This window comes from Klebsiella sp. ME-303, from assembly GCF_007910085.1.
Classification (GTDB): Bacteria; Pseudomonadota; Gammaproteobacteria; order Enterobacterales; family Enterobacteriaceae; genus Klebsiella; species Klebsiella michiganensis.
The window spans coordinates 4,924-30,642 of the sequence record NZ_VOJB01000083.1 but is presented as its reverse complement, the minus strand read 5'-3'; the positions used below and the strand labels follow the sequence as shown (position 1 = coordinate 30,642).

At 55.0% G+C, this 25,719-nt stretch carries 24 protein-coding genes; 12 read left to right on the top strand and 12 right to left on the bottom strand.

What is annotated here, in order from left to right; translation table 11 throughout:
- Positions 1-153: 153 nt before the first annotated feature.
- Complete coding sequence (locus FQK12_RS16945) at positions 154-1,575, top strand: MFS transporter (RefSeq protein WP_014229037.1); 1,422 nt, start codon at positions 154-156, stop codon at positions 1,573-1,575.
- 10 nt (positions 1,576-1,585) lie between these two features.
- On the top strand, positions 1,586-2,809 hold the full coding sequence (locus tag FQK12_RS16940; RefSeq protein ID WP_014229038.1) for an acyl-CoA dehydrogenase family protein: 1,224 nt from the start codon (positions 1,586-1,588) through the stop codon (positions 2,807-2,809).
- Positions 2,810-3,138: 329 nt separating this feature from the next.
- Here FQK12_RS16940 and FQK12_RS16935 read toward each other — a convergent pair whose 3' ends face one another.
- Genes FQK12_RS16935 through FQK12_RS16920 form a run of 4 tightly spaced genes read right to left on the bottom strand, consistent with a single transcriptional unit; the run spans position 3,139 to position 8,069 of the window.
- Positions 3,139-5,502, bottom strand: coding sequence for a hypothetical protein (locus FQK12_RS16935; protein WP_014229039.1), 2,364 nt, complete (start codon positions 5,500-5,502; stop codon positions 3,139-3,141).
- Between the two features lie 13 nt (positions 5,503-5,515).
- Positions 5,516-6,262: an ABC transporter permease gene (locus FQK12_RS16930; protein WP_014229040.1), complete on the bottom strand. Its 747-nt coding sequence runs from the start codon at positions 6,260-6,262 to the stop codon at positions 5,516-5,518.
- Entirely contained in the window at positions 6,259-7,254 is a 996-nt protein-coding gene (locus FQK12_RS16925; RefSeq protein ID WP_014229041.1) for an ABC transporter substrate-binding protein, read from the bottom strand. The genes FQK12_RS16930 and FQK12_RS16925 overlap by 4 nt, the downstream gene beginning before the upstream one ends.
- A 20-nt stretch (positions 7,255-7,274) precedes the next feature.
- Complete coding sequence (locus FQK12_RS16920) at positions 7,275-8,069, bottom strand: ABC transporter ATP-binding protein (RefSeq protein ID WP_050595113.1); 795 nt, start codon at positions 8,067-8,069, stop codon at positions 7,275-7,277.
- A 118-nt stretch (positions 8,070-8,187) separates the two neighbouring features.
- Here FQK12_RS16920 and FQK12_RS16915 point away from each other — a divergent pair, with 118 nt between their 5' ends.
- Complete coding sequence (locus FQK12_RS16915) at positions 8,188-8,904, top strand: GntR family transcriptional regulator (protein ID WP_014229044.1); 717 nt, start codon at positions 8,188-8,190, stop codon at positions 8,902-8,904.
- Between the two features lie 616 nt (positions 8,905-9,520).
- On the opposite strand, the gene FQK12_RS16910 is transcribed toward FQK12_RS16915, so the two are convergent.
- From FQK12_RS16910 to FQK12_RS16890, 5 genes are all read right to left on the bottom strand, one after another.
- On the bottom strand, positions 9,521-10,066 hold the full coding sequence (locus tag FQK12_RS16910) for a chorismate mutase (RefSeq protein ID WP_102962110.1): 546 nt from the start codon (positions 10,064-10,066) through the stop codon (positions 9,521-9,523).
- Between the two features lie 163 nt (positions 10,067-10,229).
- Complete coding sequence (locus tag FQK12_RS16905; RefSeq protein ID WP_014229046.1) at positions 10,230-11,000, bottom strand: amino acid ABC transporter substrate-binding protein; 771 nt, start codon at positions 10,998-11,000, stop codon at positions 10,230-10,232.
- 39 nt (positions 11,001-11,039) lie between these two features.
- Positions 11,040-11,792 (bottom strand): amino acid ABC transporter ATP-binding protein, encoded by a 753-nt coding sequence (locus tag FQK12_RS16900; RefSeq protein ID WP_014229047.1) that lies wholly within the window; start codon positions 11,790-11,792, stop codon positions 11,040-11,042.
- Positions 11,770-12,465 carry an amino acid ABC transporter permease gene (locus FQK12_RS16895; protein WP_014229048.1) on the bottom strand — a complete coding sequence of 232 codons (696 nt, stop codon included), beginning with the start codon at positions 12,463-12,465 and terminating at the stop codon, positions 11,770-11,772. The genes FQK12_RS16900 and FQK12_RS16895 overlap by 23 nt, the downstream gene beginning before the upstream one ends.
- Positions 12,466-13,016: 551 nt before the next feature.
- Positions 13,017-13,802 carry an HAD-IIB family hydrolase gene (locus tag FQK12_RS16890; protein ID WP_014229050.1) on the bottom strand — a complete coding sequence of 262 codons (786 nt, stop codon included), beginning with the start codon at positions 13,800-13,802 and terminating at the stop codon, positions 13,017-13,019.
- Positions 13,803-14,206: 404 nt separating this feature from the next.
- On the opposite strand from FQK12_RS16890, the gene epsC reads away from it, so the two are divergent.
- The 7 genes from epsC to FQK12_RS16855 all read left to right on the top strand — a co-directional run bounded on the left by epsC (position 14,207) and on the right by FQK12_RS16855 (position 20,499).
- Positions 14,207-15,136, top strand: coding sequence for a serine O-acetyltransferase EpsC (gene epsC / locus FQK12_RS16885; RefSeq protein WP_025107020.1), 930 nt, complete (start codon positions 14,207-14,209; stop codon positions 15,134-15,136).
- A 67-nt stretch (positions 15,137-15,203) separates the two neighbouring features.
- On the top strand, positions 15,204-16,109 hold the full coding sequence (locus FQK12_RS16880; protein ID WP_014229052.1) for a PLP-dependent cysteine synthase family protein: 906 nt from the start codon (positions 15,204-15,206) through the stop codon (positions 16,107-16,109).
- On the top strand, positions 16,102-16,530 hold the full coding sequence (locus tag FQK12_RS16875; RefSeq protein WP_014229053.1) for a Mov34/MPN/PAD-1 family protein: 429 nt from the start codon (positions 16,102-16,104) through the stop codon (positions 16,528-16,530). Before FQK12_RS16880 ends, FQK12_RS16875 begins: the two co-directional genes overlap by 8 nt.
- Before the next feature lie 59 nt (positions 16,531-16,589).
- A complete protein-coding gene (locus FQK12_RS16870; protein ID WP_014229054.1) occupies positions 16,590-16,880 on the top strand; it encodes a MoaD/ThiS family protein in 291 nt (96 codons plus the stop codon).
- Entirely contained in the window at positions 16,877-18,052 is a 1,176-nt protein-coding gene (moeB, locus tag FQK12_RS16865) for a molybdopterin-synthase adenylyltransferase MoeB (protein WP_014229055.1), read from the top strand. The genes FQK12_RS16870 and moeB overlap by 4 nt, the downstream gene beginning before the upstream one ends.
- A gap of 37 nt (positions 18,053-18,089) precedes the next feature.
- Positions 18,090-19,034: a family 2A encapsulin nanocompartment shell protein gene (locus FQK12_RS16860; protein WP_014229056.1), complete on the top strand. Its 945-nt coding sequence runs from the start codon at positions 18,090-18,092 to the stop codon at positions 19,032-19,034.
- Positions 19,021-20,499, top strand: a complete 1,479-nt coding sequence (locus FQK12_RS16855; RefSeq protein WP_014229057.1) for a cysteine desulfurase — start codon at positions 19,021-19,023, stop codon at positions 20,497-20,499. Before FQK12_RS16860 ends, FQK12_RS16855 begins: the two co-directional genes overlap by 14 nt.
- A gap of 191 nt (positions 20,500-20,690) precedes the next feature.
- Here FQK12_RS16855 and FQK12_RS16850 read toward each other — a convergent pair whose 3' ends face one another.
- Genes FQK12_RS16850 through FQK12_RS16840 form a run of 3 tightly spaced genes read right to left on the bottom strand, consistent with a single transcriptional unit; the run spans position 20,691 to position 23,400 of the window.
- On the bottom strand, positions 20,691-21,557 hold the full coding sequence (locus tag FQK12_RS16850; protein ID WP_014229058.1) for an ABC transporter permease: 867 nt from the start codon (positions 21,555-21,557) through the stop codon (positions 20,691-20,693).
- Complete coding sequence (locus tag FQK12_RS16845) at positions 21,529-22,371, bottom strand: ABC transporter ATP-binding protein (protein WP_014229059.1); 843 nt, start codon at positions 22,369-22,371, stop codon at positions 21,529-21,531. The genes FQK12_RS16850 and FQK12_RS16845 overlap by 29 nt, the downstream gene beginning before the upstream one ends.
- Before the next feature lie 21 nt (positions 22,372-22,392).
- A complete protein-coding gene (locus FQK12_RS16840; RefSeq protein WP_014229060.1) occupies positions 22,393-23,400 on the bottom strand; it encodes an ABC transporter substrate-binding protein in 1,008 nt (335 codons plus the stop codon).
- 242 nt (positions 23,401-23,642) lie between these two features.
- On the opposite strand from FQK12_RS16840, the gene FQK12_RS16835 reads away from it, so the two are divergent.
- Together FQK12_RS16835 and FQK12_RS16830 are read left to right on the top strand one after the other, a co-directional pair.
- Positions 23,643-24,665 (top strand): malate/lactate/ureidoglycolate dehydrogenase, encoded by a 1,023-nt coding sequence (locus FQK12_RS16835; protein ID WP_014229061.1) that lies wholly within the window; start codon positions 23,643-23,645, stop codon positions 24,663-24,665.
- Between the two features lie 250 nt (positions 24,666-24,915).
- Positions 24,916-25,719 (top strand): D-cysteine desulfhydrase (locus tag FQK12_RS16830; RefSeq protein ID WP_261393124.1); only part of this gene is annotated, 804 nt, incomplete at its 3' end.

Genomic DNA, 25,719 nt, shown 5'->3' with positions numbered 1-25,719 from the left:
TAACCGGACGGGCGTTTGCTCGCCCGGTTACTGGCGTTATTATTTATTAACTTATTGAATATATTGATAATTATATGATTATTTATTGTTTTTAATATGCTAAAGCCCGGCTTATAACCAGAGTCACCTGCACAATTATATAAGGTAAATAATATGAGTACTCTGTCTGTTGATAATGCTGGCGCCGTTTCGGCGCCGGTGAGTAGCGTCGGGGATGTGGCGCGATTAATTAATTCCGGCAGGGAGCAGAGTAAATATGCGCGGATGATTGTATTCCTCGCGCTCGGCGGTGTATTCCTCGACGCTTATGATTTAACCACGCTCTCTTACGGTATTGATGATGTGGTGCGGGAATTCCAGCTCTCGCCGTTTTTAACCGGCATTGTCACCTCGTCAATAATGGTCGGCACGATTATCGGTAATTTAATCGGCGGCTGGCTGACGGATAAATATGGCCGTTATTCGGTGTTTATGGCCGATATGCTATTTTTTGTGGTATCGGCGATTGCGGCGGGACTGGCGCCGAATGTCTGGGTATTAATCGGCGCTCGGTTTCTGATGGGGATTGGCGTCGGGATCGATCTCCCGGTCGCCATGTCTTATCTGGCCGAGTTTTCCCGCTTTAGCGGGAAGGGTAATAAGGCCGCGCGGCTCGCGGCCTGGTGTCCGATGTGGTACGCCGCCTCGACGGTCTGTTTTTTAATCATCTTTGGGCTCTATTTCCTGTTGCCAAAAGAACATCTGGACTGGCTGTGGCGCGCATCGCTGCTGTTCGGCGCGGTTCCGGCGCTGCTGATTATTGCCGTGCGCAGCAAATTCATGAATGAATCGCCGTTATGGGCGGCCAACCAGGGCGATTTGACCTCGGCTGTGCGTATTCTGCGCGACTCTTACGGGATCAACGCTCACGAAGCACCGCCAGAACGTCCTGCTCCACCGCCTAAAGTGAGCTTTCGCGTGCTATTTGCAAAACCGTACCGCGAACGCACTATTGTCGCCGGAGTGATGAACGTCTGTATCTCATTTGAGTATACGGCGATCGCCTTTTTCCTGCCGTCCATTCTCGCCCAATTCCTTGGCGCTGGCGTGTTCGAAACCATCTCCGCTTCGCTGGGACTCAATGCGCTGTTCGCCTTTACCGGAGGGCTGCTGGGGATGCACCTGGCATGGAAATACCCGTCGCGACACGTCGCGATCGCCGGGTTCGCACTGCAGTTTATCGCCCTGATCGTCCTCGCGCTGGTGGGGCAGCCGCAGGCCGCGCTGGGTGTAGCGCTGGCGATTGCGATGCTGGGGCTGTGGCTGTTTGCCGAGGGCTTTGGTCCCGGCGCGCAGTTGATGATCTATCCGGCGCTTTCATACCCAACCGCGATTCGCGCCACCGGGGTCGGCTTCAGCCGCGCGCTTTCCGGTATTGGCAGCGCGCTGGCGCTGTTTGTGCTGCCGCTGCTGCAGGCATCGCTCGGTACGCAAATGTTCTGGGTCGTATCGCTGGCCGCCATTATCCCAATTTTCTTCCTGCTCGCGGTACGCCATGAGCCTACCCAATATGACATTGACGACAGCCACCATTGAGGAACAGAAAATGACTTTACTCTCTACCGGCACCGACTATGAACAGCTGGCGGCGACCTTCCGACCGATTTTTGCTCGTATCGCGCAGGGGGCGGCGGCGCGCGAACAAAACCGCATCCTGCCCGATGAGCAGATCCGCTGGCTGAAAGAGGCCGGATTTGGCACGGTACGCATTCCGCGGGAAAAGGGCGGCTGGGGCGCGTCGTTGCCGCAATTAATTGCGCTGCTTATTGAGCTGGCTCACGCCGACTCCAACCTGCCGCAGGCGCTGCGGGCGCATTTCGCCTTCGTTGAAGACCGCCTCAATCAACCTGACTCGCCGGCGCGCGATCGCTGGTTCCGTCGCTTCCTCGACGGCGAGCTGGTGGGCAGCGGCTGGACCGAAATCGGCGCGGTCAGGCTGGGGGAGGTTTTCACCCGCGTAACGCCCGTTGAAGGCGGCTGGCGGCTGGACGGTGAGAAATTCTATAGCACAGGTACGCTGTTTGCCGACTGGATAGATGTTTTCGCCCGGCGCAGCGACAACCAGGGCGATGTGATTGCGCTGGTCAGCACGAGCCAGGCCGGCGTTGAACGCGAGGATGACTGGGACGGCTTCGGTCAGCGTCTGACCGGCAGCGGCACGACCCGCTTCAAACAGGCGCAGGTGGAGCAGGATCACGTCTACGACTTTGCGCAGCGCTTTCGTTATCAGACCGCGTTTTATCAGCATATCCTGCTGGCGACGCTGGCGGGAATTGGCCTGGCAGTTGAGCGTGACGTCGCCGAAGGCGTGAAAAAGCGGACCCGGATGTACAGCCACGGCAATGCCGCCGTGCCGCGCGACGATGCGCAGGTACTCCAGGTTGTGGGACAAATCAGTAGCTGGAGTTGGGCGACGCGGGCGGCGGTATTGCAGGCGGCGGAATCGTTGCATCAGGCCTACCTTGCGCATGCCAGCGGCGACGAAGCGCTCATTGAACAGCGCAATCGCCTGGCTGAAGTCGAAGCGGCGCAGGCGCAGGTGATTGCCAGCGACTGGATCCCGCGTGCGGCCACCGAGCTGTTCAACGCCCTCGGCGCGTCGGATACGCGAGTGAGTAAGGCCCTGGATCGGCACTGGCGCAACGCGCGCACCGTGGCATCGCACAATCCGGTGATTTATAAGGCGCGAAATATCGGTAACTGGTTGGTTAACGGCGAAGCGCCAACATTTATCTGGCAGATTGGCGACGGCGAGAAATCGCAGGGCTGAGAAACACGGCGAAGGAGCCTCTCCGTAAGGATCGTTGGCACTCCCATCACGATTGAGCGAGGGAGCATCCCCCGGATCATGGACGACTGGGGGCAGTAATCATGCCGGGTTTGGCTGGCTAACACCCCAGTATATTGGGTACGGATAAAGTAACGGGGCTACACTTCCTTCATCAACATTGTACGTAAGGGAAAACGACATCAGGGCAGCGGTGCGCTGGAGACGCTGGTGCAGGACGGCGACCTTTTCGCAGATATTGCAATACGGTCTGACTCTTAAACAACAAATAGCTACCGAAAATGCGGCAAGAAATTGCCGCATGCCACTCTTTAACGTGTTAAGAAGATGGCTGAGGTCCAAATCCGGGACTGGTCCTTTTGCCTGGCACTGATGAAGAACGGATGTTCCCGTTTTTCTGACAGGATAAGTTCAGAAAGTGGAATTTCGCCGCTGATATCACGTGGAAGCGGCTGTTCGGTAACCAGTTCAATATCTACCTGAAGTTCGGTGCCTGGAAGCGTAAAAGTCTCTTTGCCTGCAATCAGAAGCGTTTGACCATCAATATCCGTTTCAAAAACCGGCGCCCAGGCATGTGGTTGTGGCAAAAGCGGATCGCCCACTTTGATATAGCTACTGATGTCCAGATGAACGTGTATTTTTGCTCCGGCCAGCCCACCGGTACTGACAGTAACTGTGTCGCTGTCACCATTGGTGTCGGTCCGCAAGCCAATCTGTGTATGACTTTTACGCCAGACGGTCTGCTCCGGGTGATCTGCGCCCGAGAGGGAAAACGCATTGATTGGTGTCCCTGTGACCTCAATATGTCCCGTCCAGTAAGCACCCCGATAGCGGTCCTTAATGCGTGCACCCCCCAGACGCACCCGGAACTGATATTTAGAGCGCCCAAATTCCGCGTGCAAATCGCGATGCCATACCTCTCTTTCTCCATCGTAAAGCGTTACCGCTTCCCAGCCCGCATCGCCTAACAGACGATAACGCAGTACATCTGCTGAACTGAATTCCGCTACATCTCCCATCAGCGCATCGCCCGCACGCAACTCGGCATAGCTTCGTTCACCTGTTGTGGCATAGGTGTGGCGGGCACGAAGCGCTGCAGCCACACCTTTTCTGTCGAATTGTTCAGCAAGTACGCCAGTCAGGCCTCCACGGGATCCGAAGACGGCTGTCGCAGGCACGCCACCACCACATCGCCCCTGATGTTCATCGCTGTTGGCGGTCGCGCCCAGACGATAGCCCCGTTCGAGCGCCTCGGCATAGACCCAGTGAAACTGCCCCCAGGCGGAACCGACTTCTATCAAGCGCTCCAGCTCCGGGTGATGCCAGTCCAGGTTGCAGCGACGCCCGCCAACATGCGGGATTAACAGATGTTTGTGCGGTTCGCGTGCGTAGGCCGCATAAAGTTCATCAAGTGGCCATGCACCCGGTTTGATGGTTCCGGCAGTGAACTCATTCCACTCGAATGAACGCACCAGCCGCCCCTGATTATCAAACGGGAACTGAGGTTCATCATCTTCAAGGAACACCACATTATGATCGCCACCGGCGCAGGTATTACCGCACCACTCGGTACCGGAATAGCAGACAAAACTGTCTGGCTGGTTCAGCGCATTAATCAGCTTTACCGCCTGCTTCCAGCGCGCTTCAGTCACGTTAAAATCGTTGGCGGTATAGCCAAGAATATCGAGACCGGCGACATCACGCCCGTAGCTGAGGTTATACAGCGTGTCGTTGGTACCAACCGTGTCATCAGAATGCACATGAAGATCGGCATAGAGCGGGCGCAGACCTGTGGCGGTTTCCTCCACCGTTATCCATCCTTTGCCTTCCAGCAAGGGCAGCGCGCCCAGTGCGGCGCTGAACGACCATTCTCCTGCGCAGAGATGCAAATTGCTGATACGCGCAATCGCCCAGCCCTCTTCGGCCAGCCGGAAATCATGATGCTGTGTTTCACCTCCCGATGAGGTCAGCGTCAGGCATCCTGCCAGCGGCAGGCTCCGGCAGGTATTCCCCCAGCGGTCATCCAGCCGGACGATAACGGAGAAAGGCGTTTCAGGTGCCAGTAACCTTGGCGCGATCGCGGCAAGAGAAGCGGGCTCACCGGGCACGATATCCAGCAGCGTATCGCCGGGCACCTCAGCAAATTTTGAGCTCCCCAGCGGATCAACAAACAGGCGGAAGCGGAAAGCTTTCTCAACGAAACTCTGTACACGCGTACCGCCCCCGCCATGGCGCCGATCGCCCAGGCGGATAATGATTTTGTCTCCCGGATTGATGTAGCCATCAATAATGTCGATCAGAATGGCTTTCTGGAACGGACGCTCGTGCCCCTTCTGATCAAAACGCACCTTCAAATGCTGGACCGTGGCAGGGCTCTGTCCTGGCACTAGCGGGCCTGCCTGATACTCGGCGCTGACATAGTTGGCTGCCGAGGGATCGCTGGTCTGAAACAGCGCCCAGTCCGAGTAAAATTTAAAGGCGAGCTTCAGCCATGCGCCGTCAGCAAGCCCGCTGGCGCCCACGGTATATACCAGTTGGATCTCTTCCCACGCACCGGCAGTCAACTGAGTATGCGAGCAGGCCACACTGCCCAGAAACGGCCGGGCTTTATTCTGCTCATACAAGCCCTTCGGAGCGATGTAATCGCCTGCATCACGGATATCGAACTGACTCACATTAACCTCACAATTATTGGGCGCGCCAGCGCTGATAGCGCTGTTCAATGCGGCGAAAAACAAGATTTTCCATTAACCAGGCGATAAGCCCGATAAGGCAAATTCCCAGTAGTACCTGACTGCTGTTACCCGTCTGTCCGCCCATGGCAACCATCCAGCCTATGCCCTGAGAGGCGCCGAGCATTTCCGCTGCCACCAGCGCACGCCATGCCTGGCTGAATCCGATGCGCAGTGCGGCGGTGATAAATGGCAGGGAACTGGGCAGATAGACATGAAGAAGCAGTTGAAACGGTCGAGCTCCCAGCGTGCGTGCTGCACGCACTTCACCGCCACGGATGCCGCGGATCCCCTCCTGAATGGCCAGACACATCGGGAACAGCGCAGCGATGACAATCACCACCACGATGGAAACGAATCCCAGGCCGAAGATCAGCAGCATCAGCGGTGCCCATGCGATGGGCGGGATAGCCATAAACAGGCTGTTCAGTGGCGTAAGGAACTCCCTGACGCGATCGGAAAGTCCGGCGCTGACGCCAAGAATCAGTGCCAGCAGCACGGCAGTCAAAAAGCCGGTGAATTCTTCCAGCAGGCTGGCCTGTAGCTGACCCCAGATGGAACCATCACTGAACCAGCGTATGGCTTCCCGCCATACGTCCCAGGGTTGCGGCAACACATAAGAGGGATAGTGACTCGCAACGATAACCCAGACCATGAGTAACGCGGGCAGGGAAGCCCAGCCCCAGTTTGGTTTGAACTTCACTGCGTTATCCCTGCTTTTGTCAGCCACTGCGTATCAACAAATTCATTCAGCTCTGGCGCCTTTTGCATGTAGCCCAGCGTCTGTGAGTCCTTCATCAGCTGCTCAAAAAAGGCGCCATCTTTCTTCGTCAGTGACACAGACCACTCAATACGTTTACGGGCTTCCTGAACCAGCGCCTCCGGCGGCAGCGTTTTACCGTCAGCGGTTTTAATGGCCCGCAGCTTAAACGCATCGGCCATGATCCGATCGGCTTCTGCAGGATGCTGATTGATAAAATCCACTGCTTTCTGATGCGCACGGATAAGCTTCACTACATCGTCCGGGCGGTCCTTCAGGGTCTCCGGTAACGCCATCAGTACATACCACGGATAACCCGGTTGGACTTTGTTTACATCGAGCAGCAGTCTGGCGTCGCCGCGCAGCAGTGCTTCGCTGACAAAGGGCTCCCAGGTGAAGGCTGCATCCACAACGCCCTGCTGCAGCGCAGCGGGCATGTTACCGGCGGGCATACTCAGGATCTGAGCATCTTTGTCAGCAACCAGACCTGCCTGCTGTTGCAGCACCACACCGCGCAGCAGAACATCCATTCCGCTCCCTTTTTTGACGCCAGCGATGCGTTTGCCTTTTAGGTCAGCCAACCGGGAAATAGCACTCTGTGCGGGAACGATCAGCGCGGCCTGTCCGCTGTTCACCTTAGCGATAATTTGCCCCTTGAGCCCGCGCGAAAACCACTGGAATACCGGTGTCGCACCCATATAGGCTGCATCAAGTTCATGCGCCGCCAGCGCCTGACTGATGACGGGACCATCACCAAAGGATTTAAGCTCGACGGTCAGCCCTTCCTGCTGATAAAAACCCTCTTTCTCGGCGATAAGTGCAGGCGCGTTGGCCAGCGCATAGACCCAGCCAATACGCAGCGGCTGGGAATCCGCAGCGTCAGCAGCATTGAATAAAACCCCTGATATCAGCACAGCAAGAAATGATTTACCCATTTGATTGATGTTCCGTTTTGTTAGAGTGAGTGGTTGTCGGACTGCTGCATCACATCGGTAATGCGCTTCAGTAATTCATTACGGTACATGGCAAAAGCCGGAAGCTGTCGCGTCTCCAGATTGCTTCGCGGGCGCGGTAAGGCGATAGACAATTCGCTGTGTACGCCACCGGGTGCACGATTCAGAACGATGACGCGGTCAGCAAGAAACACAGCCTCTTCAATATCGTGGGTGATGAAGACCGTTGTCTGCCCAATGGCGGACCAGAGACGTAGTGTCTCCTCGTTCATGTCCCCACGGGTGATGGCATCGAGCGCAGCAAATGGTTCGTCCATTAACAGAACATCCGGCTCCAGCGCCAGCGCGCGAGCCAGTGACACGCGCTGCTGCATGCCCCCGGACATCTGGTGCGGCAACTGATGTGCGGCATGTACCAGGCCCACACGTTGCAGATATGTCATAGCGCGTCGGCGCTGAGAGGCCACGTCCTCGCGCCTTTGCATCCGCAATCCGAACCGGACATTCTCCAGCGCGGTCAGCCAGCCAAAGAGCTGTGGCTGCTGAAAAACATAGCCAAGCCGATGGTTTTCCGGCGTGGTACGCTCACCGCCAATCCGCACGGCTCCCCGCTCTGGTTCTGTGAAACCGGCCAGCAGATTGAGTAACGTGCTCTTACCGCACCCCGAGGGGCCCAGCAACACCACAAACTCTCCCTGGCGGGCATGAAAACTGAAATGGCTGAATACCGACGCGCCGCCGGGATAGCGAAAAGTGATATTGTCTACCGCCAGTGCGTATGGTTGAGAATTGGTCATGCTGAGCGTCATGTATAAGAAATAATGAGATGTGGTTATAATACGTATTAATACAAGTTGATCTAAGATCGCTTCTGACTAAACTAGATCCGAACGGAATACGAGAGACGGAACCTGAATGACACTGGTGCGTGAAAACATCACATCGCTCTACCGGCAGATTGCCGATACCCTGCGGCAGGAAATTGCCGCCGGGCATTTTCAACCTGGCGGAAAACTGCCCGCTGAAGCTGCGCTTGAACAGCGATTTGCGGTCAGCAGGGTGACGGTACGGCTCGCGCTGAAGCATCTGACAGAGCAGGGGATTGTCGAGCGCAAGCAGGGAAAGGGAACCTACATATCGGGCAAGAAGGTTGCACATGGCATCAACGTCATGCGTAGCTTTCATGAGTCGCTAAAGCAGCAGGGGCTGAATGCCACAATGCGTTTGCTGGTCAAAGAGGAGGTGCCAACGCCAGAGTCGCTGCAATCGCTGTTTCAAATGTCCCGGACGCTGACGTTTATTTCACGGCTGCATCTGGTGGATAATGATCCCATTGCGGTGGGTTACAGTCATTTCCCTGCATTTCCTCATGAGCTGAGCTGGGAAGAGACCGAGAAGGAACCGACCTGGGTCCTGTTAGAAAAAGCCACGCAACATCACATCAGTCGCTCCGATATTGCCATCCGGCTGGCCTTCGCGGATAAGGGACTCGTTGACGTGCTGGGAACCGATAAAAACGCGCCGCTTTTTCTACTGGAGCGAACATCCTGGTTTGAAAACGGGCAGTGCGCTGAGAACTCTCGCTTTTTCATTCGTCCGGAACGCTACGAGTTTATTTTGAGCAACAGCTGAAGTAGGGGTTCTGATTCTCACCGGTGAATTAATTTGACTGGGTATTCAGAGTATTGGCAATCCGGTCATGAACCTCGCGATCTGGATGATGTTCATCATTCTGTTATCAGAATATGGGGTGAATGTCATTAGCCCTTAATCTTCTTCGTAAATCATCGTAGCTACGATTGAATGAGCGCTGACAGGGGGATACATGGATTCAGCATACGCGTTTAAGAATTTGGTTTCAGGAACGTCCCTCCGGAAAGTGAAGGCATGTTTCTTGTCTGGCCCACATGCGGGTCAACAGGGCACTGTTAACATATTGTCCGTCAGGCTGTTCCAGAGTATCTCACTTCGGCAATCCGCGCGGCCGATACTGCACCCACCGGCGCAATACTCAGTGGAAAGTCTGCGCAACGGGCTGAACAGTGTTAGCGTGTGATGCTGCCAGGTCGAAGGGGAGGAGTGCTGCGCTATAGCTGAATCAGGCTGGGCTCTCTTCCCCCTGATACTGCAAGCATAGGGGTGATCTCATTGAATTGGTTGCACAATCAGTAGATCACAAAACGCTATGCTTGTCTTTTTCACCTGCCCATGAATGGGGATTCCTCAGTGCCTCAGCGGGGCTTTTTACTTAATCTTTCAACGAAATCCCTTTCATTGTTTCCCAGATTCTATGCTTATCCTGCTCGTGTAAATTCTTCTGCTGCACGGCGTGCATAAATGCCTCCTGGCCCTGTTCCGTCAGAGGTTGCCCGGACTTTAATCGTGCCGCCACACTTTGCAGAATACGATGGCTAAGTTGGCCGATTTGCGTCCGGACATCCTGAAGCGGGCGAGGCCGCCAGTCAGTTTCCGGCGCCGCCAACCAGTCGGCGCGATAGCGGTACTGAATCGCCTTGGCGGCGTCCATCTGCGCCTGAATAAATGGCCTTACGCTCTCGCCTTTTAATCCCAGCGAATCAGCATCAGCAGTGGCGCTCTCCAGAACCTTCTTCTCTTGCTGTAGATCTTCAATCGCCTGGTGATGTTGCGCTTTATATCCGGCAACATCTTTCATCAAGGACAAACGTTCATTGATCAAATTGCCAATCGAAGGGGGTGAAGCAGAAATTGCCGTTGCAGAGAAACTTGCGGCAGCGAGAAGCAACACGGCTGTATAGAGCTTGTACGGCATCATAAATCTCCGACGTCGATAAACAGGAAGTCTGTAAAGGCGTTCCCGGTCAGTTGAAGAAACATTTCGCAGAAAGCGTAGCTAGCGCATTTTACAGTCTTGTGATGATAAAAAAACCGTAAACCCGATCCGGGCTTACGGTTCTCTTTTACAGCGGGGTTAAAAATTACTTCGACACGTCCGCACCGAAGTATTTCTGGGAAATACGTTCGTAGGTGCCGTCGGCCTTGATCTCTTCCAGCGCTTTATCAATCGCCGCTTTCAGCTGCGGGTTGTTTTTGCGCAGCAACACGCCGGATTTCTCCGCGTCAGACTGGGTTGCGACAATTTTCACTGGCGCATCCGGTTTATGTTTTTTGAAGTCGAGGAACGACAGGTTGTCGTTGATGGTCGCATCGGCACGGCCCTGCACCACTAAATCCACAGATTGGTTAAAGCCATCGGTCGGCACAATATCCGCCCCGTATTTACGAGCGATCTGCGCATAGTTACTGGTCAGCGTGTGGGCTGATTTTTTGCCTTTCAGATCTTCAAAACTTTTAATGCTGCTTTTGTCATTGACGATCAGCACCGCTTTAGACGCGATATACGGCTCGGAGAAGTCGAATTTCTTCTGGCGTTCTGGCGTAATGCCGACCTGGTTAATCACCACATCGTAACGGCTCGCATCGACACCGGCGATCAGGCCGTCCCATTTCCCTTCTACGAACTGCGGGCTCACTTTCAGGCGTTTGGCGATTTCACGGCCAATCTCTACGTCAAAACCCTCCAGCGTGCCGGAAGCATTGTGGAAAGTGAACGGCGGATAGGTGCCTTCAGTACCGATTTTCAGTACGCCAGCGGACTGAATCTTTGCCAAATCATCCTGCGCCAGCGCTGCGTGGGCAAAACCAAGCTGCATAATCCCGGCGACGACTAATGTTGCGAGTGCTTTCATCTGCATTACCCTATGTTGTTTTTATTAACTCGCCCCGGATTACGGGAGCGCGGTGCTTAAAGAGGCGATAAACTCCGCAGTTCGGGGTCTCTTCGCGTGTAAAAACAAATCGTTAGCGGAGCCGGACTCAACAATTTCCCCGGCTTCCAGAAACACCACCTGGCTGGCGATATTCGCCGCCAGACGCAAATCATGGGTCGCCATGATCATGGTTGTTCCTTCCAGCGCCAGCTGGCGCAGCACGGCCACCACTTCGCCGGAGAGCTCAGGATCGAGTGCGGAAGTCGGTTCATCGCACAGCAGCACCGCCGGTGACGGCGCCAGCGCGCGGGCAATCGCCACGCGCTGCTGCTGGCCGCCAGAGAGCGTATTCGGCAGGGCGTTGCATTTGTGCAGCATGCCGACTTTATCCAGCAGTTCTTCACCACGGCGGCGGGCGCGTTCGCGATCCCATTTATGCACCGTAATCAGCCCTTCGGTGATGTTGTCGAGGGCGGTCATATGCGGAAACAGCGCGAAGTTCTGAAACACCATGCCGGTCTGGCGGCTGATGCGACGAATATCCTGGCCTTTTATCCGCGTGTCCGGCGCGAATGTGATGCGCTCTTTGCCGATGGTCAGCTCCCCGTACTGAGGAATTTCCAGCAAATTAATGCAGCGCAATAAGGTGCTTTTCCCGCTGCCTGAAGGGCCAATCAGCGTGGTTACCGTGCCTTCTTCAATCTTTAAATTGATGTTCTTCAGCACCCGGCTGCCGTCGAAACTTTTTTCAATGCTGGAGAGCGTTATCATTGACCTGACCTTTTACTGTCGTACCCGCTAATTTCCGCTCCAGCTTCTCTTGCAAATGCGATAACACCGAACTGAAGAACAGATAAATAATCGCCGCTTCGCTGTACAGAATCAGCGGTTCATAGGTCACTGCCGCAATTTGCTGCGCGGCAAGAAACATCTCCGGTACGGTGATCACCGACGCCAGCGAAGTGTCTTTTACCAGTGAAATAAAGGTGTTAGAGAGCGGCGGCACGGCGATGCGCGCGGCCTGCGGCAGAATAATACGACGCAGCGACTGCGCCCATGTCATGCTGATGGAATGGGCAGCTTCCCATTGCCCTTTCGGCACGGCCAGCAGCGTTGCCCTGATCACTTCTGAGGTATACGCACCAATATTGACGGTAAAGCCAATCACCGCCGCAGGGAAGGCATCAATGGTTAGCCCAGCGCTCGGCAACGCGTAGAAAATCAAAAATAGCTGCACCAGCAGCGGTGTACCGCGAATCAGCCAGACGTAAAACCGTATCACCGGCTTTAAAAAGGCCGGGCCGTACAGACGCAAAAGTGCCACCGCAAACCCGAGCGACAGCCCAAGAATAAAAGAGATCAGCGTTAAGGGAATGGTGAATTTCAGCCCCGCGGAAAGCATTGGCCAGAAAGAATCAATCGCTAAGGGTAACCATGTTGGCACTGCACACCTTCCGGACATAGCATCTTGCCAGAAATTGCTGGCGGAATATTTTATTAGCCCGGCTTAATTATTTGGGGGCCGGATTAGTGAGAATTATATTCTTTGCGCCGTGTGCGAAAACAAATATATACGAATAACGTTATATAGAAAAAAGCTAAGCCATTCTTTTTTGATACAAACCCGCCGTCGTTACCTGCCGTTTTATTGCATCATTTACGTGAAATTTTGCCATTAATGCACCATTTTTGATCGATTTGGCATGAAATGGAAACGTCCAGACGCTGTTTCTATGAACAAAAGTGTTTCGTTGGAAACGTCGCTGGATCACCAAACGGAAAACTTTTTTGCATACGGTAAAAATGACGGTATTGGTTTTTATCAGTAAGAAAAAACTAATATAAGACATGGTGTTATGGGATGTGTACATAACGAAGCACTGATGGGAACCGGCTGCCTGCGAACGTCAGGCAACCGCTGCAACATTTTCTGAAAGCCAGAGAGAAAAACCAGGGCGCCGGGGAATCGTTAAGCTGGTGGATAAGTTGCTGCTTTCAGAGGGATTTTTGGCCGAATACCGCCTGCGCCATCTCCACGAACCCTGCGCCGCCGGGGCCGAGCGTTACCCAGCGGGGGGCAACGGGGAGGTGATCCAGATACTGCCGGACGGTGCTGACGCCTACCGTGTGTTTGAAAAAAGCGAACATCGGCGCGTCGTTGGTTGAATCGCCGCTGTAGAGAATAGCTTCCCGCTCCCGATCGATATCGACGCCGTAGTGCTGAGCCAGAGTACGGCGCGTCATGGTCAGCTTGTCGTAGCCACCCAGCCAGCCCAGCACCCACAGATTGTTGACGGTAGCGTCGGCACCCGCCTGCCGCAGCGTGTTGACGATGCGGCGCTCCAGTACCGGGTCGGCAGGCCGCGCGAAGGCCAGGCTGGTCAGGCGGAAGGGCTGATCGTCCGCCAGACGGGCTTCCGGTAGCGCTGCCAGGACCCGGTCGGCGATGGTCCGCAGCCGGGCGGCGACGGATGCCGTGGCGTCGTCCGCGTGCCAGTAATGATGCTCGATGCCATGCCCGTCCGCGGTGCGGCGGAAAAAAAGCCCGCCGTTTTCGCCAATGACGCCGTCAACAGGCCACATCCGCGCCATCTGATCGCACCAGCCCGCCGGCGCGGCGGTGACCGGGATCACCCGTATCCCGGCGGACTGCAATTGTTCAAGCGAGGTATAGGCGGCGGCCGACAAACGGCCCTGCCAGGTGAGCGTTTCATCCATATCGGTGAGGACAAAACGTACTGGCTCGAATTCATTAGCGGGAGCATCGGATAAAGCGCGCATAGGGAACCTTAAACATCATGATTTAATAACGGAAGTGTTACGTTAATTCCTCATAATCAATAGCTAAAAATCAGTTATGCTTTGCAATAAATTCGCTATAAATTTTCCCTCATTGTCCAACTGAACGGTGGCGTTAATGACTCCCTTTTTCACCCCGCCTCATTTTCGTACCATCGCGAACGAGCCGCTCTGGCGAGGGGGGACGCATCGATCGTATTCGCCGGGTGTGGTTGATTGTCGAATGTGTTGATTTAAAAGTATTTACTCTTTTTAGCTATTCAAAGTCTATATGGTTATTTGTTTTTAATGTGGGTAATGCATAAAAGTGAGGTGACGCAAAAAAGATTTATCGATGCGATTTTAAGAAGGATATTATTATGCCGGAAGCGGGTGAATTGTATCTCATGCCGAAAAGAGAAAATAACTGGCATTTAAATAATGTCGTCGATGAACTCCGTCGCGTTCGTCAGGCGTGGCGCGATGAACATGCGAAAAATAATTATCGTAATAAACGTAGTTTACCTTCCCGGGAAAGCGTTAATTCAGTCACCGATACCTTGATAAAAGTGCTTTATCCGATGCGATTAGGTGATATTGAATTACGCAAAGAGGGCGAAGATTATTACGTCGGTCATTTACTAGGCACCTCGCTTGACCGATTGACTGAAGAAGCGGTCCTGGAACTTTATTATCAGTCAGATGAGCAGGATGCGAGTCACACGCTGTCGCAGGAGGCGGTCAGGCGGGTTCAGCAGTTTGCCAACCGTTTGCCGGTCATCCGTCAGCGTCTCGATCGCGATATCCTCGCGGCGTATCAGGGAGATCCTTCCGCGCGCAGCATGGATGAGGTTCTGCTCTGCTATCCGGGAATTCACGCCGTGATGCACTATCGTCTTGCCCACGAGCTGCATCAGCTCGGTCTGCCTCTGCTGGCGCGAATGATATCTGAAAAAGCGCACAGCCAGACCGGAATAGATATTCATCCCGGCGCGCAGATTGATGACGGATTCTTTATCGATCACGGAACCGGCGTGGTGATTGGTGAAACGGCCATCGTCGGTAAACGCGTGCGTATTTACCAGGCGGTTACCCTTGGGGCCAAACGATTTATTGCCGGCGATGACGGGCAGTTGCAAAAAAACTATCCTCGCCATCCAATCATTGAAGATGATGTCGTTATTTACGCCGGCGCAACAATATTAGGGCGAATTACTATCGGCGCGCGTTCCAGCATTGGCGGAAATATATGGCTGACCCGTGATGTTCCGCCGGATAGTCATGTGCAGCAGGCCCGGGTACAGCAAAAACATTTCAGCGACGGTGACGGAATTTAATTCCGCCGATAATAAAATGAAATGACCAGCGCATCGGAATAAATAAAATAACAGCGTGATAATCATTATGAATTTACTTGAAACGATCGGCGCTACTCCGTTAATCACGTTACCCTCTTTTGCCGCCGAGCTACCTGGCGTAACGCTGCTGGCAAAAGCAGAGTTTATGAACCCCAGTGGCTCGGTGAAAGACCGCGCGGCGAAAGCGATGGTGCTGGACGGGATTGCTCGAGGGTTATTAACGCCGGGTAAAACGATTATTGATGCGACCAGCGGTAATACCGGCATTGCCTACGCGATGATTGGCGCGGCGCTGGGATATCACGTCCGGCTATATCTGCCGCAGAATACCAGCCCGGAGCGCAAACGTATTATTCGTCATTATGGCGCCACGATTGTGGAGACCGATCCGCTGGAAGGTTCTGACGGCGCCTATATTGAAGTTCAGGCACAAGTTGCTGCGCATCCGGAACGTTATTTTTATCCGGACCAATATAACAACCCCGTCAATCCGAATACGCATTTCGCAACGACCGGAAAAGAGATTTGGGAGCAGAGCGGGCAACAGATCACCCATTTTGTTGCCGGTATGGGCACCTCCGGCAGCTTCGTCGGCACCGCGCGGCGGCTTAAATATGAAAATCCGCGCGTGAAAACGCTCGCCGTACAGCCCGCTTCGCCATTCCACGGCATTGAAGGGACCAAGCATATGGGGAGCAGCATTAAACCTGGCATTCTCGACGAAACCCTGTTCGACGACGTTATTCCCGTCACCACCGAGGAGGCTTATGCGAGCACGCGGCGCCTCGCCCGGCGGGACGGCATTTTTGTCGGCATTTCCTCTGGCGCTAATGTCGCCGCCGCCGCGCGGCTGGCCCGCACGCTGCCGGCGGGATCGGTGGTGGTCACGCTGCTGTGTGATGTCGGCTCGCGTTATCTGACTGACGCTTTCTGGAATGAAACCCATGATTGAATTAACTCAAGAAATCACCAGGCTGATTGGCGCTGAAGGGGAAAAGGCCTATCCCAACGAATGCTGCGGTGCGCTCTTTGGCCACTTTTACGCGCAGGGCGATGCCCGCGTGACGGCGATTTTCCCCATTGTTAATGCTCGCGAGTCGGAGGAGCAGTACCACCGTTTTGTCATCACCGCCGATGACTCCCTGCGGGCGGAACGCGCTGCGCTGGCTCAGGATGTGGACGTGATCGGCTATTACCATTCGCACCCCGATCACCCGGCCATTCCATCTGAATTTGATCGCGAACATGCGCTGCCGTTTTACGCCTATATCATCGTGGCGGTCGCGCAGCGCGAGGCGGGGGCACTGACCAGCTGGCGGCTGACCCAGGACCGCCAGCGCTTTTTGCAGGAGGACGTGCAGATCGTTTTATAACGTGAATAACGGGCACAACGTTGCCGGAAACCAGAACAAAACGCGGAGAGATTACCACTATGGCATCGACATTACTGATTCCCACTGCGCTACGCGCCTTCACCGACGGTCAGGGGAAAGTGATCCTCGAAGGCCACACCGTTGGGCAGCTGGTCGCAGCGCTGGCGGAGCGATTTCCTGACATTCAGCCGCATCTGTATGACGATACGGGCGCGCTGCGCAGTTTCATCAATCTTTACGTGGGAGAGAACAACATTAAAACCACCGGCGGGCTGGAGACTCCGGTTAGCGATGGGGCGGAAGTGCTGCTGGTTCCCGCCATTGCCGGCGGCGTCGGGAAGGCGATATGAGCAGACCGAGCATTATCCCGGGTGACCGTCTGACGGAGCTGACGCATGCGGAAATTGCCCGCTACAGCCGCCACCTGCTGCTGCCGGAAGTCGGGCTTGAGGGGCAAAAGCGGCTGAAGGCTGCCCGCGTATTGCTTATCGGCACCGGCGGGTTGGGGGCGCCGGTGGCGCTTTATCTGGCTGCGGCGGGGGTCGGTAAGCTGGGGATTGTCGATTTTGATTTTGTCGACGTCTCCAACCTGCAAAGGCAGATCATTCACAACACCAAAGATATCAACCGACCCAAAGTGGCTTCGGCGAAAGACAAGATTAAAGCCATCAACCCCGAGATACAGGTGGTGACCTATAACACCACCCTGAGCAGCAAAAACGCGCTCGAAATTATTGGGGAATATGACCTCGTCGTCGACGGTACGGATAATTATCCCACCCGTTATCTGATCAACGACGCCTGCGTTTTGCTGGGTAAACCGCTGGTCTATGGCTCCATTTTCCAGTTCGAAGGGCAGGCCAGCGTCTTTTATGCCGGGGAAGGCCCGTGCTACCGGTGTCTTTATCCCGAGCCCCCGCCGCCGGGGCTGGTACCTTCCTGTGCCGAAGGCGGCGTTGTCGGCGTGCTGCCGGGGATTATCGGCACCATTCAGGCGGCGGAAGCGATCAAACTAATCGTCGGCGGCAGCGAGAGCCTGATTGGCCGCCTGTTGCTCTTCGATGTGTGGCAGATGAAGCAACGCGAGCTGCGGCTGGAGAGGGCTCCCGACTGCCCGGTATGCGGTGAGCATCCCTCGATTCATGCGCTCATCGACTACGAGGAGTTTTGCGGGCTGAAACCTGATGAAGCAGAAGTTCCGGTTGAAAGCGTCACGGCGCTTGAGCTTCACGCCTGGATAGAGGAGGGAAGACCCCTGCAGCTGATCGACATTCGTGAACCCCACGAAAGGGCGATTGCAAAATTTCCGCAGGCAAAAGTGATGCCGCTGGGCCAGATAGTCAGACGTATCGGTGAATTCGACCCGACGGTCGATGCGGTATTTCTGTGCAAGATAGGGCAGCGCAGTATTTTCGCCATTCGGGCACTCCAGCGCGCAGGTTATCAGGGGCGCGTGATGAATTTAAAAGATGGCCTAAACGCCTGGGCACGGGATGTCGATACCCGTTTGCCGCAGTACTAACCTTCAGCTCCACTCTTTCAAACACTAAGGAATCATTATGGCAGAACAAAAAGGCATTAATGCACTGGGGCGTGAAGCCGCGTATCAGTTAGCGAACGTGACCAAAACGGCACCGCAATTTGCGGCAATCACCCCGCGCTGGGTCAGCCGTTTTCTCGATTATAAGGGCCTGGAATCGGGAATTTACCGGGTGAACAAGGTCGTGGAGGGGGAGACGCCGCTGGATGTATTATGCAGCCAGGATCCGTCGCGCGTTGAAATACCCCAGGGCTATATCGAGTATCAGACCACGCCGCGTGAATACCAGCTGGATTCGATTACGACCATTATAAACGTCGATACCAAAATCGCCGATCTCTACAGCTCGCCCTACGACCAGGCCTCAGAGCAAATCGCGCTGGCGATTGAAAGCCTGCGCGAGCGCCAGGAAAGTCAGCTGATCAATAACGATGAATATGGATTGCTGAAAAATATCGACGACTCGCAGCGTATTCAGACCCGCAATGGCCGTCCAACGCCGGATGACCTGGATGAGCTGTTGTCCAAAGTCTGGAAGGAGCCCTCCTTCTTTCTGGCCCATCCGCGCGCGATTGCCGCATTTCAGCGTGAGGCTACGCGACGCGGCGTGCCGCCGGTCACCGTGAATTTGCATGGGGGCACGTTTATCCTGTGGCGCGGTATTCCGCTGATCCCTTCCGACAAGCTGTTTGTCGATGGTCTGAAAAACCCGAAAGGCCAGGGCGGAAAAACCAATATCCTGTTGATTCGTTCCGGTGAAAGCAAACGCGGCGTGCTGGGTCTTTATCAGGAAGGGCTGCCAAACGAACAGTCTCGCGGTTTGTCGGTGCGCTTCCGGGGGATCGACGATAACGGCGTGGCTTCCTATTTACTCTCACTTTATTGCTCCGCTGCGATCCTGGCCGATGACGCCATTGCCGTGCTGGAGGATGTTGAAGTGGGTGAATATTATGACTACGAGTAATTTATTCACGCTTCCCTATGCGCCCGGCGGATGGGCGGGCGACGCGCCCTCCGCGCGTGATTATGGTCTGCCCGATGCGCGCGATCTGCAGGGGCTACCTGACGACGCGCCCGCACGCCCGCGTGCGACCGAAGCCGCTTACGCGCCGCGGGTGCTGCCATTGGGCCAGGAGAGCAGGGCGGATATTGCGCCTCGCGGATTCGCGCCGTTACCCCCTTCCAGCGTAAAAACGGCGCCGCCGGCGCGGGTTGGACAGATCCCGGTAGAACGTATCCGCGCTGATTTCCCGATCCTTAGCGAACAGGTGGACGGACATCCGCTGGTGTGGCTGGATAATGCCGCGACGACCCAGCGCCCGAAGCAGGTTATCGATCGTATCAGCCACTATTATTTACATGAGAATTCGAACGTTCATCGGGCGGCGCATACGCTTGCCGCTCGTTCCACCGATGCTTATGAAGCCGCGCGTGAGAAAGTGTCGCGTTTTATCGGCGCCCGCGGCCCGGAAAATATCATCTTCGTGCGCGGAACCACGGAAGGGCTCAATCTGATAGCGCACAGCTACGTGAAGCCGCTATTACGACCGGGGGATGAAATTATCCTGACGTTGCTTGAGCATCACGCCAATATTGTACCGTGGCAGCTTATTGCCCAGGAAACGGGCGCGACGATCCGCGTTGCGCCGGTTGATGAGCACGGTCAGCTGATCGTTGAGGAATATATCCGGTTGTTCAACGATAAGACCCGCTTTGTCTCCGCGACCCACGTTTCTAACGCGCTGGGTACCGTCACGCCGGTTCAGGAGCTGGTGCAGATCGCCCATCGTTTTGGGGTGCGCATTGCCATCGACGGCGCGCAGTCTATTTCGCATATCCCGACCAACGTGACGGCGCTGGATGCCGATTTCTTCGTCTTCTCCGGCCATAAAATTTTTGGGCCGACCGGGATCGGCGTGGTCTATGGCAAGCAGGAGGTGCTGGAAGAGGCGCGTCCTTATCAGGGCGGCGGGAACATGATTGCCGACGTGACCTTTGAACTGACGCGCTATCAGCCCTCGCCGAATAAGTTTGAGGCGGGGACGGGCAATATTGCTGATGCCGTCGGGCTGGGGGCGGCTATCGATTATGTCACCTCGCTGGGGATAGAAAACATTGCGCAGTACGAGCACGCCTTACTGGAGTATGGCATCGAGAAGCTGTCGGCTATTCCGGGCCTGACGCTGGTCGGTACCGCGGCGAACAAAACCAGCGTCTTATCTTTCGTGCTGGCGGGTCATGAAAATGCAGCCGTGGGGCGCTATCTCAGTCAGGTCGGCATTGCCGTACGATCCGGACATCACTGCGCGCAACCGATCCTGCGCCACTTTGGTTATGAGAGTACCGTCCGGCCTTCGCTGGCTTTTTATAATACGCCGCAGGAAATTGATTTTCTCGCAGAGCATGTTGCAAGGTTTGCTTCGCGGTAGCGGTGTCAAGCACGCCAGGGATGGACCATGACGACAATCCCACAAGCCCGCTGATTTCCCCGCGGGCTTTTATCATATCGTGGTAAGGATAAGGCGTGTTGCCGCGACTTCGGCAACACGGCGAGCCAGCCTGAAAGGCGCCAGCGGACGTTTTAATGGGGGGCGCAGTAGCTGCCTGAATGAATGTGGGGTTAACGCTGCATCCCCCAGCGCTTAATTGTGATCTTTTCCAGACTGGCGAATACGATGCCTTCCACCAGCAGACCAATCGCGATGACCGTTAACAGCCCTGCAAATACCCGGTCGGTGAACAGCTCATTGCGATTCTGGAATATATACCAGCCCAGACCCCCTTCGCCGCTGGAGGCGCCAAATACCAGTTCGGCGGCAATCAGCGTTCGCCAGGCGAAAGCCCAGCCTATTTTCAAACCGGAAAGGATGGCGGGCAACGATGCCGGAATAAGAATCGTGATCACATAGCGTGGCCCTCGGAGGCCATAGTTGCGCCCGGCCATGCGCAGCGTTTCCGGCACGCTGCTAAATCCGGACCAGGTATTCAGAGCGATGGGCCACATGACGGAATGTATCAGTACAAATATCAGGCTGGCATTTCCCAGGCCAAACCACAGCAGAGCCAGCGGCAGCAGCGCAATTGCCGGCAGTGGATTGAGCATCGCGGTTAATGTGCTGAGCAGATCGCGACCAAACTGCGTGGTTACTGCCAGGGCGCTGGCAATCAGCGCCAGCGCGCTGCCGGCCAGATATCCTTTCAGCAGGGTACTGAGTGAATTGACGATTTTTTCCGGCAGTTCGCCATTGCGCAGGTCTTCACTGAACGCCTGCAGCGTCTGAAATACCCCGGGCAGCATCAGATCGTTTTGCTGTATTCGCGCGGCGATCTCCCATAGCGCCAGCACCAGGGCGACAATCACAGACTTACGCAGCCATGCCTGATTCCACAGGCGCTGGCTTAAGGGTAGCGGCGTTTCCACCGGCAGATTACGTAGCGGCGGTAATTCGCGTTCGAATTCAGGACGGATGTACGGTGGCTGGGACATACGCTGGCTCCTCGCCGGATGAGTGAGACGGACCGTTGCCGGTCGTCGGGAATAACAGATGGTGAATATGACGAGCCGCGTGTTGAAACGCCTCGCTGCCGAAATCATTAAGCGTGAACTGATGACAATTAAGCTCTGCCCGGACGCGCCCTGGATGCGGCGAAAGCACCAGAATACGGCTGCCTACGACCAGCGCCTCTTCAATCGAGTGGGTGACGAAAAGCAGCGTAAAGCGCTCTTCTTCCCAGAGCGTCAGCAACTCTTCCTGCATCGTGCGCCGCGTCAGCGCATCCAGGGCGGCGAAGGGTTCGTCCATCAGCAGGATGCGCGGTTTCATCGCCAGCGCACGGGCGATGGCGACGCGCTGCTTCATGCCGCCGGAGAGCGTATGGGGCATCGCGTCAGCAAATTCCGCCAGACCGACTTTGTGAAGGAAATGCAGCGCCGTCTCTTTTGCCTGTGAGCGGCTGGCTTTGCGGCTGGCGAGCAGAGGAAACATGACGTTTTCCAGCACCGTTTTCCACGGCGGCAGCTGGTCGAACTCCTGGAATACCATCATGCGGTCCGGAGCGGGGGCGCTAACTGGCGTCCCTGCAAGCGAAATTTGACCGCTGCGCGGGGCAATAAAACCGCCTGCGGCTTTCAACAGGCTCGATTTTCCGCAGCCTGAGGGGCCAAGCAGAATAAAGCGGTCCCCAGGCCAGACATCAAAACTGACATCGTGCGTCGCGCGTACCCGGCGTTCACGCGTGCGGTATTCAATATCGACATGGCTGACCTGCAGCAGCGGGCCATCAATTTGCTGATTGACCATCATAGCCTCCAGTATCGCGGTTTAGCTGCCGGGGTTTTCCCATGCTTCGTTAAAAAAATAATCTTTCCACGAGCCGGCCTTATTTTTCAGTATCCCAAGCTCATGGAGTTTTTCGGCATATACGCCAGTACGTTCAGGGGAAACCGTAAAGCTTATTTCGGGATCGTTAACAATTTTTTGTACCAGCGGTAAAGGCAGCCGCGATTTCTCAACGCGAATGTAAGTTTCGGCAGCGGCATTTTTGTCACGGTTAATAATACTTGCGGCTTCGCTGAGCGCGCGATAAAACGCTTTATAGGTTCTGGGGTTTTCATCATGGAATTTCTGGGTGGTATAGAGAACATTAAAGGTTGCCTGTCCCCCCAGTACGTCATAGGAGCTGAGCACTTTATGCACGTTTTTATGTTCCAGCGCCTGATACTGGAAGGGCGGGCTTGAGAAGTGGGTGGTAATCTCCGATCCGCCGGCAATTAATGCCGCGCTGGCGTCCGGATGCGGTAAACTGACGCTAATTTTATCGAAGCGTTTGAAGTCCCCGTCACCATATAATTTCGCGGTCTCGATTTGTAATGTCCGAGACTGAAAACCGACGCCTGCTGCCGGTACGGCGATCCGATCTTTTGCGGATAGATCTTTAATGCTTTTTACCGCCGGATTATTACTCAACAAATAATTGGGCATCGACCCCAGCGAGGCAATCGCTTTCACATTTTGCTTACCTTTGGTGCGATCCCATAGGGTGAGTACGGGAGGAACCCCGGCTGACGCAACGTCCAGAGCGCCAGAGAGCAGGGCCTCATTCATCCCGGTCACTCCGGAAATGGTGCGCCACTCTACTTTTATATCCAGCCCCTCTTTCTGACCCTCTTTTTCGATAAGCCGTTGGTCACGTACCACATCAAGAATTAAATAGCCGATGCCAAATTGCTGCGCAATACTAATGTTTCCTTCCGCTAATGCCGGCTGGCTTATCCCGCCCAGGGCGGAAAGCGCCAGCGTACAGGCGAGTATTCTGCTTGTTTTATTCATTTCAGTTTCCCAGAAAGGTGTTTCTCAGCCAAAAATCATGGGCAGAGGCGAGCGGGAAAGGAAGTGATTTAAATGAAAATGAATATCAGAGAAATGAATAACGATATTTGTGGCTTGTTATTTACCAGGCGGAAAAGCTTAGTCATTATTCATGTTTAGGTCATAAATATATTCTCAGTATAGTCGGGTTCATCTTTTAAATAGCCCTTATCAATGTAGGGGCAGTCATTGCGAGCCTCATCATGCCTTTATTTTCGGATCATTATTTACGTTCGCTTTTGCAGCGCCATCTGGTAAGGGTTGGCACCGGACCTGATATCGCTCAAAAGGTCGCGGATAACCTGGTCGAAGCCTCACTAAAAGGCCACGACTCTCATGGCGTGACCCTGTTACCGCGCTATATTCGGGCCATTCTGGCAGGGGATTTGAACCCTGGCGCCACGCTCACCATGTTGTCTGATGCCGGACCGATCGTCTCTTTTGATGGGGGGCACGGCTTCGGCCAGGCGTTAGGCGAACAGGCCATGGCCGTGGGTATTGAGCGTGCGCGCGAGTTTGGGGTGGCAATAATCGGATTGTCTAATACCCACCATCTTGGACGAATCGGCGCATGGGCGGAACAGGCGGCGGACGCCGGACTGGTCTCGCTCCATTTTGCCAACGTGGCCGCGCCGTCGGTCGTACTGCCTTTCGATGGACTCGGTGCCCGACTCGGCACAAATCCTTTTTGTGTCGGGGTACCGCTCGCGAACCGGCCCCCGGTTATCCTTGACTTCGCAACCAGCGCCATAGCAGGCAATAAAGCGCGCATCGCATGGAATGAAGGGCGAGCCATCCCTGAAGGATGTGCGGTAGATGCGAACGGACAACCCACCACCGACCCTGCGGTATTAATGACGGAACCGTTCGGTGCCTTGCTGCCTTTTGGCGGGCATAAAGGCGCAGGATTGTCGCTGATTTGTAGTCTACTCGGCGCTGCGCTGACCGGCGGCGAAACCGAAAGCCAGCAAATTCCGCCACGTGCCGGAATCATCAACAATATGCTGTCGATTTTATTTGATCCTGCGCGACTGGGGGTGCAGGAGAGTTACCAGCAGGCGCTATTAGCGCAGGTGGACTGGGTGCGTAGCGGGCAGGAAGGGCGCAATGTGCAGATCCCCGGAGAGCCGGAATTGCGCGCGTATACCCGCCGTCAGCAAGAGGGTATCTGGATCGATGAGGTGAGCTGGCAGGCGTTTGTCGCCCTGGAAGCATTAAATACCTGAGGTTGTCTGCCTGGTTAAATACGTCTTTGGGTTATCTGTTCGAAGCGTTGGTATTATGTCCGGTTAATTAGTGCTGATGAACAAAATAAATAAAAGCACTATTTTATCTTTTTTTCTCATAACCATAGCTGAAAAACTTGGTAAGTCATCAGTGAGAAAATAAATATAGTCATACTTAATATTGTATGAACCTTTTATCCTCGCGGCCAAATTTTAATTTGCTGCATAGTCATTTTTTACAGGAGTTATTATGCATCTGGCGCGTTTCCCCCGGCTTCATTTTGGCCACTTCCCGACCCCTCTGGAGCCTCTCACGCAGCTTTCACGCTTGCTGGAGGGGCCAAATATCTGGATAAAACGAGACGATTGCACAGGCCTCGCCACTGGCGGCAATAAAACCCGCAAACTTGAGTTTTTGCTGGGCGATGCCCAGGCAAAACAGGCGGATATTATCATTACCCAGGGCGCCACGCAGTCTAACCATGTGCGTCAGACCGTCGCGGCGGCAGCCAGACTGGGTCTGGAAACGCATATTTTTCTCGAACAACGCGTCACGACGCTGGGTGATGAGTATCAGCAATCCGGCAATGTGCTGCTGGACGGTTTACTCGGCGGCAAAATTATCGCTCATCTTCCCGGCGGTACGGATATGCAGCAGGCAATGGAACAACACGCGGAAAGCCTGCGAGCCAGGGGCCACACCCCTTATGTCATCCCCGGTGGAGGCTCGAACGCTATCGGCGCGCTGGGCTACGTCTCCTGCGCGGAAGAACTGCTTTGGCAGTCCAGCCAGCTACGGCTGCGCATCGATCATATCGTTCATGCCACCGGTAGCGCAGGTACACAGGCTGGCCTGATTGCGGGCTTAACTGCCACGCACAGCGGTATTCCTCTCCTCGGGATTAGCGTCCGCGCTCCGCGCGAAAAACAGGAGCACAACGTCTGGCGTCTGGCGCAGCAGACGCGGGAACTGCTCGGTGTACCGGGTGAATTGCCGCGTGAGGCGGTGGTGGCGAACAGTGATTATGTCGGCGAAGGCTATGGCTTGCCCACC